General features: G+C 31.7%; 11 protein-coding genes and 1 CRISPR repeat array (1 of these 12 cut by a window edge). Of the genes, 7 read left to right on the top strand and 4 right to left on the bottom strand.

The features are described 5' to 3' along the window. Positions 1-1,706: a CRISPR direct-repeat array (repeat unit 30 nt; unit sequence ATTTAACTTTAACAAGAGTTGTATTTGAAT) (it extends 1,607 nt beyond the left edge of the window). 52 nt (positions 1,707-1,758) lie between these two features. The 3 genes from F553_RS0108170 to F553_RS0108160 are packed head-to-tail and all read right to left on the bottom strand — an operon-like array spanning position 1,759 to position 4,376. Next, a complete protein-coding gene (locus tag F553_RS0108170; RefSeq protein ID WP_018999729.1) occupies positions 1,759-2,358 on the bottom strand; it encodes a LysO family transporter in 600 nt (199 codons plus the stop codon). A gap of 21 nt (positions 2,359-2,379) precedes the next feature. Next, the gene (locus F553_RS0108165; protein WP_369816096.1) at positions 2,380-2,673 is read right to left on the bottom strand and encodes a hypothetical protein; all 294 of its coding nucleotides are present in this window, start codon (positions 2,671-2,673) and stop codon (positions 2,380-2,382) included. A 17-nt stretch (positions 2,674-2,690) separates the two neighbouring features. Further along, positions 2,691-4,376 (bottom strand): DUF4127 family protein, encoded by a 1,686-nt coding sequence (locus F553_RS0108160; protein WP_018999727.1) that lies wholly within the window; start codon positions 4,374-4,376, stop codon positions 2,691-2,693. 158 nt (positions 4,377-4,534) lie between these two features. Here F553_RS0108160 and F553_RS0108155 point away from each other — a divergent pair, with 158 nt between their 5' ends. From F553_RS0108155 to F553_RS0108125, 7 genes are all read left to right on the top strand, one after another. Continuing rightward, positions 4,535-4,801, top strand: coding sequence for a cell division protein ZapA (locus F553_RS0108155; RefSeq protein ID WP_008537382.1), 267 nt, complete (start codon positions 4,535-4,537; stop codon positions 4,799-4,801). A 115-nt stretch (positions 4,802-4,916) separates the two neighbouring features. Further along, positions 4,917-7,400, top strand: coding sequence for a U32 family peptidase (locus tag F553_RS0108150; protein WP_018999726.1), 2,484 nt, complete (start codon positions 4,917-4,919; stop codon positions 7,398-7,400). A 25-nt stretch (positions 7,401-7,425) separates the two neighbouring features. Beyond that, complete coding sequence (locus F553_RS0108145) at positions 7,426-9,795, top strand: endonuclease MutS2 (RefSeq protein ID WP_018999725.1); 2,370 nt, start codon at positions 7,426-7,428, stop codon at positions 9,793-9,795. A 65-nt stretch (positions 9,796-9,860) separates the two neighbouring features. Further along, positions 9,861-12,023, top strand: coding sequence for a transglycosylase domain-containing protein (locus F553_RS0108140; protein ID WP_018999724.1), 2,163 nt, complete (start codon positions 9,861-9,863; stop codon positions 12,021-12,023). Positions 12,024-12,056: 33 nt separating this feature from the next. Further along, positions 12,057-13,274, top strand: coding sequence for a tyrosine--tRNA ligase (gene tyrS, locus F553_RS0108135; protein ID WP_018999723.1), 1,218 nt, complete (start codon positions 12,057-12,059; stop codon positions 13,272-13,274). Positions 13,275-13,558: 284 nt separating this feature from the next. After that, the gene (locus F553_RS0108130) at positions 13,559-14,290 is read left to right on the top strand and encodes a YebC/PmpR family DNA-binding transcriptional regulator (protein ID WP_008537376.1); all 732 of its coding nucleotides are present in this window, start codon (positions 13,559-13,561) and stop codon (positions 14,288-14,290) included. A gap of 68 nt (positions 14,291-14,358) precedes the next feature. Then, a complete protein-coding gene (locus F553_RS0108125) occupies positions 14,359-14,955 on the top strand; it encodes a nitroreductase family protein (RefSeq protein WP_018999722.1) in 597 nt (198 codons plus the stop codon). A 52-nt stretch (positions 14,956-15,007) separates the two neighbouring features. Here F553_RS0108125 and F553_RS0108120 read toward each other — a convergent pair. Further along, the coding region (locus tag F553_RS0108120) for an IS3 family transposase (protein WP_018999721.1) at positions 15,008-15,211 on the bottom strand (204 nt) is incomplete at its 5' end.

The raw sequence follows: 15,211 nt of genomic DNA, 5'->3' as shown, positions 1-15,211 counted from the left end.
CAAATTAAATCGTGGGCTATCTCTTTTTCCCATTTAACTTTAACAAGTGTTGTATTTGAATATGGTATATTTTAGATTGGCGAATATTAGGATATAATTTAACTTTAACAAGTGTTGTATTTGAATAAGTGCTGACTTGCTCCTGTAGCTGTGTTGATTGAATTTAACTTTAACAAGTGTTGTATTTGAATTAGTGCTACTGAAAAAAGTTCAGCAGACTACTGAAATTTAACTTTAACAAGTGTTGTATTTGAATTATTTGATTATGAATTCATCAAATCCACACTGTTTATTTAACTTTAACAAGTGTTGTATTTGAATTAGCTTAATTTAGATAAAGCCATAATAAAACGTTTAGATTTAACTTTAACAAGTGTTGTATTTGAATTATTTAATCCCTCCTAAAATTATAAAACCAATATAGATTTAACTTTAACAAGTGTTGTATTTGAATTTCCAATTATCACACATTTAATTTTTCTCCTTTACTATTTAACTTTAACAAGTGTTGTATTTGAATTAAAAATGTTTTTAACATTTAAAGCAAAATTTTTTAATTTAACTTTAACAAGTGTTGTATTTGAATTCTATTTCATTTAAAGGAAAATGTATATATTTTTTCATTTAACTTTAACAAGTGTTGTATTTGAATTTAAAGAAGTAAAACCTGATGTATATATTTTTGATCATTTAACTTTAACAAGTGTTGTATTTGAATAAAGCAGCACGAGATAATATGTCAATAAGTTTTAAAATTTAACTTTAACAAGTGTTGTATTTGAATTGTTTATAATGTAGATTGGTTCTTGTTTCTTTTAGATTTAACTTTAACAAGTGTTGTATTTGAATTTGACAATACTCAAAGCACAGATGCTAAATACACAATTTAACTTTAACAAGTGTTGTATTTGAATTCTGTAAATAATACAGTTGGTGTATTAAAAACAGCAGATTTAACTTTAACAAGTGTTGTATTTGAATTCATAACTGTTTTCACATATTAATTGATATACAAACAATTTAACTTTAACAAGTGTTGTATTTGAATGATCCATTACTTAATAGCTTAGTTCCTTCTTTAACTATTTAACTTTAACAAGTGTTGTATTTGAATGTTTCTTCTGTTGTTTCCTCTAGCACCCAATAAGAGATTTAACTTTAACAAGTGTTGTATTTGAATTTAAGAGGGCATGTCAATATTATTTTTAATATTTTATTTAACTTTAACAAGTGTTGTATTTGAATTGTAGTATTTATATCTATATCTCCTGAACTTTTATCATTTAACTTTAACAAGTGTTGTATTTGAATGGAAATTTGTCTTTATTTAATCTGCAAAATGTAGCTATTTAACTTTAACAAGTGTTGTATTTGAATTAATTGTTTTATCTGTTTTACTAACTGATTGAACTATATTTAACTTTAACAAGAGTTGTATTTGAATTGTGTAATAATCTTATTTTTAAACTGGTCGAATTATTTAACTTTAACAAGAGTTGTATTTGAATTATAATTTTAAAACATCATGTTTAAAGCATTCTTATTTAACTTTAACAAGAGTTGTATTTGAATGTATTTAGCATATAAAAATTTTAAAGTCAAGGTGTAAATTTAACTTTAACAAGTGTTGTATTTGAATCTTTTAACCATGCAAAATCACTCTTTCTACCTGTCTTATTTAACTTTAACAAGTGTTGTACAAAAAATAAAAGCTGTAACAAAGAGAATTTCTCAATGTTACAGCTTTTTTTATTAATTTTATAATGTGGAAAAGAAAAAGTTTATTAAAATTGGTACGGCTACTGAACATAATACACCATTAATTACAGATATAATAATAAATTCTTCACTACTATATTTTATAAGCATTGGCAAAGTAGTGTCTTCACTTGTAGCTCCTGCCGCTGCTATAGCTGCATATGTATTTAAATATTTTATTAAAACTGGAATCATCATAAAAGCGATAAATTCTCTCATCAAGCTACTCAAAAAGGCTATTGTGCCTATCTGTGCATTTGCTAGTGATTCAAGCATTACCCCTGATAAACTATACCAGCCCATAGATGCACCAATAGATAAACTATATACCAAATTCATATCAAAAATATAACTGCAAATAAATCCGCCAAAAACAGACCCAATAATTACACCTATAGGAATCAATAATATTGTCAAATTATAATTTTTTATCTTCTCAATTATTGATTCATTCATACCCAAGCTTATACCTACAGAAAACATCAATAAATATAAGACATAATCTGCTAATTCACTACATAAATCATGCCATGTACTATCAAGTACAAATTGACCAAAAATAATTCCTAAAATTAATGCACATAATGCAATATAAACCATCTACAAACCTTCTTTTACTATTTAATTTTTTACAATAAATAATTTGCTAAAAATGTATACTATAATTACGGAAAATACTGTAGGAATTATAGCAAATACCAAACTTTGTAATCCCATGGTCAACATCTTATGTGCAAAATCTTCCATACTACCTAAATTTATTCCCATGATAAAAATAATCAAAGCTACTGCTATTAACTGTACCTTATTATTTAAATTTACCACAGCTATTCGCCTATGTTCTTTCACTTTTAACAGGCTAAATCCTGCTATTACACCTAATACCATAATCAATGTTTCTACCAAAAAAGTCACTCCTTAAATTTGTATATTTAATTATTTAATCTATATAAATTTAATCTTACATCTAAATATACTTCAAAAGTCCTTGGCCATGGGAAAAATACATCAACCTGCAAATTACGAATAGTCAAGTCAAATACTCCCTCTGGCGTTTGTACTTTAAAAGGTATTTTAAAAACTTCACTATTATTTAATTGATTTGCTCGCTTTTGCATATCAGATTGTAGTAATTTATTCATCCAAATATAATTATGTTCCATATCTAAATCATTTACATTTTCATAACCATGATTTTTCAAGGTAATATTCATTACATCAATCACTTCTTTTAAATAATAATAATCTTCTAGAAATCTTTCATAATTTATATTTAAACGATTATACTCTACAGCAAGCATATCATTTGTTGTATTAAATGTTGGTCTTATCGCCTTATAAATAACAGCATTCGCCAGTGCCGTACCAATGGAATTACTAGCTGTATTCCAACCAGCATAAGAAGTTAATTCATTAATCGGCACATCCTCTTTTAATAATGTAGGAAATAATACTTCATTTGCTGAAAAATGCTTACTTAAATCAACTAAAGCGACTTTTTTACCTTGCTCTAAATATTTTTTTATCTTTAATGCAGATTGTCTCTGTGTAAACATATTTTCATCATTACCAATAAAAACATATAAAATCAAGCCAGCTTCTTGTGGTGAATTTACTTTTTTAGCATTTGCCATCACTAATTTTTCTTCTACTGTAGAACCTACTGAACCTGCCATAAATGGCATAACTGTGCGCATAGCTTTCTCATCATTATACTCTACATATACTTTAGGTTGATAATTTTCCTTCATCTGCACAAAATTAGCTAATAGTGATAAAGCCACCTCATCTGCACCTTTAGTTATCATCACAACATCATTACTAATACCTAAAGAATGCACATAATTTACAAGACTTTTTTTCTCCATATTTGGTATGCCAAAATCTTCACCATCATCTTGACCAATCACTAATTTTGTTATGATGCCTTCTTTAGCTAGATTTATTAATTCTTTATTTAAAGCTGTATTGCGTCTAAATAAATCTAAATAAATATCTAAGTCTTCTTGTTTTATATCTTCTTTTAAATCTGCCAATAATTTTATATCATCTTCATTTTCAAAAATACTTATCTCATCAATAAGACGAGATATTTTTATCATTTTTTTACTATCACTTTCTAAAGTTGGCGGTGGTGTTATCCTTGGCAAAACATTAAAAGCATAAATTGGTTTATCTTTCGCTTTTATTTTCAAATCACGCATAAATTTTAATAAAATTTGCGACTCATCTTGTTTCGTCCCTGATTCACGTGAAGCTAATAAACCTCCATGCAATAATTGGTCAATAGACACAATTATCCCATCTGATTTATCAATATTATCCATCAGCCATTTTTGTATTTTTTTTGTATCGCCTTCTTTAGTATAATAATCCATTATCTCTGACGGCGGTGTTATAATCTGTACACCTGCCATCTTTCCTGCATCTACCACCATTTTTTGACATGGCGGTCTTGTATCTAATGGTATCAAAATCAATTTATATTTATAGTTTTGTTGCAATTCCACAGATACAGCAGGAGGTAGTTGAATAAAATTCAAGTAATAAACAATCATTAAAGTTACTGCTATAATTGATAATAACCATTTTTGTTTTATATATGATTTAAATTTCATTTTTTACTTCTCCATAGATATTTATTACATTTTAAAAAATATATAAATTAGTGTCAAATGAATATCTTGTAAAATACTTTGCTATAAAAATAGTATTAGTATATAATATTGATATACTAAATATATCATGGCTTATTTTAAAATATTAAGGTGATTTTATGAATAACAAAGTAACTGTAGAAATTTTGGGAGTAAAATATCCTCTCCGCTATTCTAAAGATAGTGATATCAATGACATTCAAGAAGCTGCTAAAATAGTAGATGAAAATATTCGTCTTATGACTAAACAAAACCAATATTTGCCACCAGATAGAGTAGCAGTATTGACGGCACTTCAAATAGCTGAACAATTAATTCGCTTGAAAAAAGATTATAATGAATTTTGGGATATTCTTGATGAAAATCGCTCTAATAAACATAAATAAGCTAAAAAATAACATGAAGACATACACTAATGGTAGGCATTTTAATGGCACTACCATTTATTTTTTATACTCTGTGTATTATAATAAGCTAAGAAAATAACTGGAGGAAAATATTTTGATAGAATTATTAGCCCCTGCTGGAAGTATGGAAGCATTAAAAGCCGCTGTAGAAAGTGGTGCTGATGCTATTTATCTTTCAGGCAAAATGTTCGGTGCAAGAGCTTATGCCAATAATTTTGATGAACAAGGCTTAAAAGAAGCCATTGAATTTGCTCATTTACGCAATGTAAAAATCCATGTAACTGTAAATACTTTAGTAGACAATTCTGAAATACCTGCACTTGCAGATTATTTTCGTTTTCTTTATGAAATAGGTGCTGATGCTGTACTCGTTCAAGATTTAGGTGCTGCACGTTTAGCTCAACTTGTAGCTCCTGATTTACCATTACACGCTAGTACACAAATGACAGTGAATAATTTAGCTGGTGTTCTTGCTCTTCAAGAACTTGGTTTTTCACGTGTCGTTTTATCTCGTGAAGTAACATTAAAAGATATTATTCATATCTGCCGTAATAGCGATGTAGAAATTGAAGTTTTCGCTCATGGTGCCTTATGTGTATGCTATTCCGGTCAATGCTTAATGAGTAGTATGATTGGTGGCAGAAGTGGTAACCGTGGTCGCTGTGCTCAACCATGTCGTCTACCTTATACTTTAGTTGATAAAAATAATAACAATGTTTTAAAAGATGCTGGACAATATTTATTGAGCCCTCGCGACATGAATACACTTGAATTAATTCCTGAATTTATCGAAGCTGGTGTCGTTTCTTTAAAACTTGAAGGACGCATGAAAAAACCAGAATATGTAGCTGTCGTTGTTGACGCTTACCGCCAAAAAATCGACTCTTATTATAGCCATACAGAAGTTCAAGAAGATATTCAAAAAAATCTTTCTCAAATATTCAATCGTGATTTTACTACTGCTTATTTAGAGAAAAAACAAGGTAAATTCATGATGAGCGATAAACGACCAAACAATCGTGGTCGCCTCGTAGGTAGAGTAATTCGCTATGATGATAACAAACGTCAAGCTATCATGAAACTCACTGATGATGTAAATATCGGTGATACTATTGATTTCTGGGTAAAAGTCGGCGGTCGCGTAAGTACTAATGTATCTAAAATCATCTATAAAAATAAAGAAATAACTTCTGCTAGTGCTGGCATGGAAGTCATCATTCCTGTACCAAATCGCGTACACCCACATGACCGTATATTTAAAGTTTTTGATGCTAATCTCATGCAAAAAGCTCGCAGTTATTATACTAGTGCTTCACCAATACGCAAAATAAATTTAAATATCGAAGCCATCGCTAAACTCAATGAGCCTTTTATGTTAAAAGCTACTGATGAAGATGGTTATAGCGCTCAAATAACTAGCGATTTCATTGTGGAAACAGCTCTAAAACGCGCTATGGATAAATCAACAGTACAAAAACAAATGGAACGTTTAGGCAATACTATTTATCAATTAGAAAATTTATCTTGCAATATTGATGAAAATGTCATTGTGCCTATGAGCGTCATGAATGATACTCGTCGCTTATTAATTGAAAAATTAATGTCCATGCGCCTTGAAGCTTATCATCGTCCACAGATTGCTAAAATTGATAATACTATTTGGCAACAGGATTTAGCTTCCAAATCATTCAATCAAACAAATAAACCTCAACTTGTAGTCGCTGTTGATACTATTGCTAAAGTACAGACAGCTATTGATAATCAAGCAGATATTGTTTTATTCGGTGGTGAATCTTATAATCATCAATTCATCACTGCTGAAATGTATGCTGAAGCTACAAGACTTTGCCGTGAAGCTAATATTAAAATTGCTTTTGCTACACCTCGTATCATGCGCGATAATGAACAAACAGCTTTTACAAATTGGCTTACAAAAATAAAAGATATCGCTCCAGATATGATTTATGCACATACTTTAGCGCAAATGTACTTAATCAAACAATTTACAGATATCACTATCTGGGCAGACTTCTCCTTCAATGTCTATAATGATGTAACTTTAACTTTCCTAAATAATTATGACATTAAGGGAGCTACTGTTTCCCCTGAATTAAACTTTAAACAGATAAAAACATTAAATGAAGCTTCTACATTACCTCTTGAATGTATCGTTCATGGCAATATGGAACTTATGGTATCTGAATATTGTGTGCTTGGCAGTTTCTTAGGCAATTTAGATAAAGGTACTTGTACAAAACCTTGCGAAAAAAATAATTATTGGCTTTGCGACCGCAAAAATGAAAAATTCCCTATCGTAACAGACCAATATTGTCATATGCATTTATTAAATGCTAAAGAGTTAAATATGCTAGCTCATGTTCCAGAATTTACTAATCTTCATATTGACCGCATTCGCTTAGATGGCAGATATATGTCCAAAGAAAAATTAGCTAAATTCACTAAACTCTATAAAGAAATCATCATCGAAGGCAAAAATCATCTTGCTTTAATGCCTGAAAATATCACTAAATATGAACAAAATATTACTCGTGGTCATTACTTCCGTGGAGTAGAATAATTTAAGGAAGGTATCTTTTTAACAAATGAATCAATCCGTATTTAAAACTTTAGAATATGCCAAAATTATTACTATGCTACAAAATATGGCTACTTCTAGTATGGGAAAAGAACTTGCTGAAAAACTATTACCAAGTAGCGATATTGACGAAGTAATTGAAAATCTTTCACATACACAAGAAGCTAGTAACATTTTAATTAGCTCTGAACCACCTTTTGGCGGTATTCATGATATTCGTTCATTATTAAAGAAAACATCTTTAGGTCTAGTAATTGAAATAAATTCATTACTCGATATTTTAAATACCATGTACGCAATGCGTAATCTCAAAAAATTCTTCAAAGAATTAGAAATAGATAGCCCTCAATTTAAAGAATGGGCTAAATCTATTGAAATTTTGGGGCAACTAGAACGCGAAATAGATAATATTGTTGATGAACATGGTTCTATGCGTGATAGTGCTAGTGTTGAACTTATGCGTATTCGCCGTGAAATCAAATCTTCTCAGCGTCGCATCAAAACAAATCTTGACGGTATCTTAAAAAATCCTGATTATCAAAAATATTTTCAGGATAATATCGTTACTATCCGTGATGAACGCTATGTTATCCCTATCAAACAAGAATATCGTCAACAATTCCCAGGTGTCGTACATGACCAATCCTCTAGTGGTTCTACTTTGTTTATTGAACCTATGTCCATTGTTGACTTAAACAATGATATTAAACAATTAGTTATTGATGAAAAACGTGAAATTGAACGTATCTTAAAAGTAATTTCTGAAAAAATTGCTAGAAATGCTGATAGCTTACTTCACAACTGCGAAATCATGGCTCAATTGGATTTTGCTTTTGCTAAAGCAAAATTAGCTCGTAAAATGCACGCTACTATGCCAGAAATCAATGATGAAGGTATTGTCAATTTAGCTAAAGCTCGCCACCCATTACTCAATAAAGATAACGTCGTTCCTATTGATATCAGACTTGGTGAAGGATATCGCACTTTATTGATTACAGGGCCAAACACAGGCGGTAAAACAGTGAGCATGAAAACTTTAGGCTTATTAGTTTTAATGACTCAATCTGGTCTTTTTATCCCTGTTCAATCTGGTTCCAAAATTTCCATTTTCCAAAATGTCTATGCTGATATCGGTGATGAGCAAAGTATTGAACAGAGCCTCAGTACATTTTCTGCTCATATGCGCAATATCGTAAATATCTTAAACAATATTGAACATGATGACTTACTCTTATTAGATGAAGTTGGTTCTGGTACTGACCCAGAAGAAGGTGCTGCCCTTGCCATGTCAATTTTAGAAAGATTGATGGAAATTGGCGCTTGCACTGTAGCTACTACTCACTATAACGAGTTAAAAACTTTTGCTTATTCTAAAGAAGGCATTGAAAATGCTTGTGTGGAATTTGACATCAAATCCCTTCTCCCTACTTACCGATTATTGATAGGTACGCCAGGGGCTAGTAATGCTTTTGCTATAAGTAAAAGATTAGGTTTATCAGATACTTTGATTTTACGTGCTCAACAACTCATCAAAGCAGACCATGCTCAATTTGAAAATGTATTAAATACACTAGAAAATGAAAAATTGATGTATGAACAAAAAAATGCTGATATTGCTGAACGTCAACAACGCATTGAAAAATTAGAAAAACAACTTGCCGATATGAAGCAAGAAATGGCTAAGAAAAAAGAGCAAACACTTCGTAAAACTAAAGAACAATGTGCTAGTTTACTTCGCCGTACTCGTCGCGAATCTGAAGAAATCATCAAGGAATTGAAAGCTCAATTCAACGACCAAGGAATGAAAAAACGTCAGGAAACAATAGATGCTGCTCGTCATAAATTACGTGGTCGTTTGGATAAAGTAAGTCAACAAAATGATGACCCAAATAAACCTGGTGAAGCTGTCGATATCAAAACTATTGCTGTTGGTGATATCGTATATGTAAATAAACTTCGCCAAAAAGGAACTATCACTGATATCAGTGGTAAAGAATTAACTGTTCAATTGGGCAGTTTAAAAATGAATGTTAAAGCTAAAGATTGCTCTTTCGTTTCTCATGCTGTTAAAGTAAAAGAAACTGCACCATCTAAAAAAGCTGGTGGCTTCAATATGCTAGTTAAAGTCAGCCAAATTAGTACAGAAGTAGATATCAGAGGCTTAATGGTTGATGAAGCTATTGAAGTTGTTAGCAAATATCTTGATGATGCTGTAATTTCTGGTTTATCAAGAGTATTAATCATTCATGGTAAAGGTACAGGAGCTCTGCGCAAAGGTATTCAAGAATATCTCAAAAATCATCGCAATGTTTTAAGCTATACTCTTGGTGATATGGACGAAGGCGGTAGTGGGGTAACCGCTGTAAAATTAAAATAACGCAAATAATTACTATATTTTTACCAAAACTAAACATAGTATTATAAATATTTGAGGTGTATTCTATGGATAAACAGCCTTTTAACGAAAAAAAATCAACCTCTAATCATACAACTGATAAAAAAAATAAGAAAAAATCTTTTGGCTTCAAAAAATTTTTCTTAGCGCTTTTAACGCTATTTATAGTTGTATTTTTAGGTGTTGGTTGTGGATTAGTTGCTATTGGCCTTGATGGTGATAAAGATGTTTCTGATATTCACCCACCTGCTTCTTCTCAAATTCTCGATATGAATGGCAATCTAATCACTAATATTCACGCTACTGAAAATCGTACATTAGTGACTTTAGATAAAATCCCTGCTAATCTACAAAATGCCTTTATTGCTGTCGAAGATAATCGCTTTTATGAACATAACGGTATTGACCCTAGAGGTATTTTCCGTGCGATTTATTCTAATTTAACAAGCGGTGAAGTGGCTGAAGGTGGTAGTACTATCACTCAACAATTAGCCAAAAATGCCTTTTTATCACAGGACCGTACATTCAAACGAAAAATTCAAGAATTTTTCATTGCTCTTCGCTTAGAAAGACAATATACTAAAGAAGAAATTTTAGAAATGTATCTCAACCAAATTTATTTTGGTAGAGGTGCTTATGGTGTTCAAGCTGCTGCACAGACATATTTTGGCAAAGATGTAAGTCAATTAGATTTATCAGAATGTGCAATGCTCGCTGGTATACCTCGTAGTCCAAATTATTATTCACCACTTAATAATTTAGGTGCTGCTAATGAACGTAAAGCAGAGGTCTTAGACCAAATGGTAAAATATGGCTATATTGATTCTACTACAGCAGCTAAAACAAAAGCTGAAAGTTTACGACTTGTAAATCCTAAAGAACAAGAAAATGATAATACTGCTTCATATTTTATCGATTATGTAACTCAAGAAATGATTGATAAATTTGGTGCTGATGCAGTATATAAAGAAGGCTTAAAAATTTATGTTTCCATTGACATGAACATGCAAAAAGCTGCTGAACAATCTGTAAATAGTTTATTACCAACTTATTACAATGATGCTAATGGTCTTACTCAACCACAAGGCGCACTCGTAGCTATCGACCCTAAAACAGGATATATCAAAGCTATGGTTGGCGGTCGTGGTACTGACCAATTCAATCGTGCTGTACTTGCTGTACGTCAACCTGGTTCAGCATTTAAACCATTTACTTTTGCAACTGCTTTAGAAAATAAAATGACACCAGATACTACTATTGAGGATAAACCTTTCAAATTAGGTGATTGGCAACCTCAAAACTATGACCGTACATTTAGAGGTACAGTCTCCATGCGTCAAACAGCTATTAATTCTTTAAATATACCTACTATTCGTTTAGCAGAAAAATTATCTATCGATAAAGTTTTATTAACAGCTCAAAATTTAGGTATATCCACATTAGAATTAAATTCTAATGAAGCAAATGATAAAAACTTAGCTGCTTCCATCGGTGGTCTCACAAATGGGGTAACAGTTCTTGATATGGCTGGTGCTTATAGCGCTTTTGCAAATCATGGCGTTTATACAAAACCAACTGCTATAGTTAAAGTCGTTGACCGCAAAGGCAAAACTATTTATGAACATACACCAGAAACTAAACAAGTTTTATCTGAACGCACTGCTACTTTATTAACAGATATGCTTGAAGATGTTATCACTAAAGGCACAGGTAAAGCTGCTAATATCAACAGACCTGCTGCTGGTAAAACAGGAACTACCGATAATTACCAAGATGCTTGGTTTGCAGGTTATACACCTGATTTAGTAACAGTAGTATGGATGGGCTGTGATGATAATGATGTTATGCCTGGTATTACTGGTGGTACTACACCTGCGAAAATTTGGCAAAACTTCATGAAAACAGCACTTGCTTCTATACCTGCTAAAAACTTTGATGGTTCAGACACTTCCATTGATAATCCAGTTCAAAATGTAGAAAGCAATGCTAAAACTACAGCTAAAGATGTTGCTCATGAAAAAGAAAAACCATTAAAAGAAGCACCTGATAAACAAAAACCTGTTCATAATGAACAGACAAACCCAAATGATGCTCAACAACCAATTGATGAAAATGAACCAATTGAAGAAAATATAGAGCAACCATCTCTTCCAGCTCCAAGGCAAAATTTACCTGAACCAAGTATTCAACAAGGCAAAGGGTTAAATTAATAGATAATCATACAAAATTTAGGAGGACTTTTTGTGAGCGTATTTGATACACTTAAAGAACGTGGTTACTTAGCTCAAGTAACACACGAAGAAGAATTAAAAAAAGCTTTAGAAACTGAGCAAGTTACATTTTATATGGGATTTGACCCAACAGCAGACAGCCTTCATGTTGGTCATTTCTTAGCTTTAATGGCTATGTCTCATATGCAAAAAGCAGGTCATCGCCCTATCTGCTTAGTTGGTGGCGGTACTGGTACTGTAGGTGACCCTTCTGGTCGTACAGATATGCGTAAAATGTTAACTGATGAAGATATTGAACATAATTGCAATTGCTTCAAAAAACAAATGGAACGCTTTATCGATTTCTCTGACGGTAAAGCTTTAATGATCAACAATGGCGATTGGCTTCGCAAATTAAATTACATTGAATTACTTCGCGATGTTGGTCCACATTTCTCTGTTAATCGCATGCTTACTGCTGAATGTTATAAACAACGTTTAGAACGTGGCTTAACATTCCTTGAATTCAACTACATGATCATGCAGGCTTATGACTTCATGGAATTAAATCGCCATTATGGTTGCGTACTTGAATTAGGTGGCGATGACCAATGGTCTAACATCATTGCTGGTGTTGAACTCATTCGTCGTAAAGAAGCAAAACCTTCTTATGGTATGACATTCAACCTTCTCACTAACAGTGAAGGTAAAAAAATGGGTAAAACAGCAAAAGGCGCACTTTGGCTCGACCCTGAAAAAACTTCTCCATACGATTTCTATCAATACTGGAGAAATGTTGCTGATAGCGACGTAGAAAAATGTCTTGCTCTTCTCACATTCTTACCAATGGATGAAGTTCGTCGCCTTGGTAGCTACAAAGACCAAAAAATCAACGAAGCAAAACAAGTTCTCGCTTATGAAGTTACAAAACTCGTTCATGGCGAAGAAGAAGCTAAAAAAGCTCAAGAAGCTGCTCAAGCTCTTTTCAGTGGTAAAGGTAATATGGACAATGCTCCAACTATCACTATTACAGAAGCAGACTTTGGCAAAAAATTACTTGATATCTTAGTAGATAACAAAGTATTTGAATCCAAAGGTGCAGGTCGTCGTTTAATCACTCAAAATGGTGTATCCATTGGCGATGACAAATGGACTGACGTAGAAAAAGTATTAACAGCAGAAGACCTTGCAAATGGCGATATGATCGTTCGCAAAGGTAAAAAGAAATTCTATCGTCTAATCAAAGCATAAAAATCATAAAATTATAAACAAAAAGCTAGAATATATTCCATAATAATATTGATATATTCTAGCTTTTTATCTTTATTAGTAGACTATAATTACTATATTTAATTTATTTCTCAATCAATAAAGAAATGAACCTTTTAAATGATTTGCAAATACTCGTTTTTTTATGGTATACTCTAAAAAGATATTTTCTTACAAAATTTTATCTAAATCTTAAAATTTTCTTTACTTATCTAGTACATATTAGATAATTTATAGTTTAATTTATTAAGGAGTGCGTTTAAAAGATGTCAGGACATTCTAAATGGGCCAATATTAAACGAAAAAAAGGTGCAAATGATGCCATTCGTGCAAAAATGACTACAAAAATTGGTCGTGAAATCACTATTGCTGTTCGTATGGGTGGTGCTGACCCTACTGGTAATATGCGTCTTAAATTAGCTTTAAGCAAAGCTAAATCTAACAATATTCCTAAAGATAATATCAATCGTGCTATTCAAAAAGGCTTAGGTGCTTCTGATGGTAGCAATTACGAAGAATTAATTTATGAAGGTTACGGTCCAGCAGGTTCTGCTGTTATGCTCGAAGTTATGACAGATAACCGCAATCGTACAGCTGCTGATATTCGTCATTTATTCTCCAAATACGGCGGAAACCTCGGCGAAACTGGTTGCGTAGGCTGGATGTTCCACAAAAAAGCAATCTTTGTTGTAGACAAAGAAGCTTTCGATGATGAAGAAAGCCTCATGATGATTGCTCTTGATGCTGGTGCTGAAGACTTCAAAGCAGAAGATGATTCTTTTGAAATCACTGCTGCTCCTGAAGATTTCGATGCAATCTCTCAAGCATTAGAAGAAAACAACATTGAAACAGTTGAATCCGAAATCACTATGATTCCTGATACTACTGTTAAAGTTGAAGGCAAAGACGCTGAAAAAATGCAGACTCTTATCGATATGCTTGAAGAACATGATGATGTTCAAAACGTTTATTCCAACTACGAAATGGACGAAGAATAAAATAATCTTTAGACGCAGTAATAACTGCGTCTATTTTTATCTAAAGATATATAATCGAGGTATTTATCATGGAATTTTTACAAGCCTTAAAAAATCGTCGCAGCATCTATAATTTAGGCACTAATGTTAATTTATCTAATGAAGAAATAACTTCTATCATCTCTGATTGCCTAAAATATAGCCCATCTGCTTTTAACTATCCTACAACAAATGTTATCATCGCCTTTGGTGAAAAACATCAACAGATTTGGCAAATTACTACAGATATTTTAAAAGAAAAATTAGCTAAAAAAGAAGAAACTTTCGCTGTGGCTCAAAATAAAATCAATAAATTCAAAGCTGGCGTTGGCACTATCTTATTTTTTGAAGACACAGAAATCATTAATGAATTAAAAGAAACTTATGCTATGTATGCTGAAAATTTCTCCACATGGTCAAATCAAGCAAATGGTATGCTTCAAAATAATATTTGGACAGCATTAAGCCAAGCAAATATCGGAGCTAATCTTCAACATTATAATCCTTTGATTGATGATAAAATCAAAGAATTATTCTCTATTCCTAATACATGGAAATTAACAGCACAAATGCCATTTGGTAGCATTGAAGCACAACCAAGTGAAAAATATATTGAAGATATTTCCACTCGCTTAAAAATCTATTAAAAGCAAAAAGAACTGATTATTTGATGTGCACCCAAAATATTGGACATATTAATTAGGCTACTAATTGAAACTTAATTCTGTATTCTACAGGACTAAGTCCTTTTAGTTTTATCTTTATCCGTTTTGTATTATAATATTTTATATAAGATTTTAACTCTTTTATAAAATCTTCAACGGATTTGAATTTTTTTAAATAGAATAATTCGCTTTTTAGTAAACCAAAGAAATTTTCTATTACGGCATTATCTAAGCAATT

It is taken from the genome of Megamonas rupellensis DSM 19944 (assembly GCF_000378365.1).
GTDB classification, from domain to species: domain Bacteria; phylum Bacillota; class Negativicutes; order Selenomonadales; family Selenomonadaceae; genus Megamonas; species Megamonas funiformis.
This window is presented reverse-complemented; position numbering and strand designations above follow the sequence as displayed.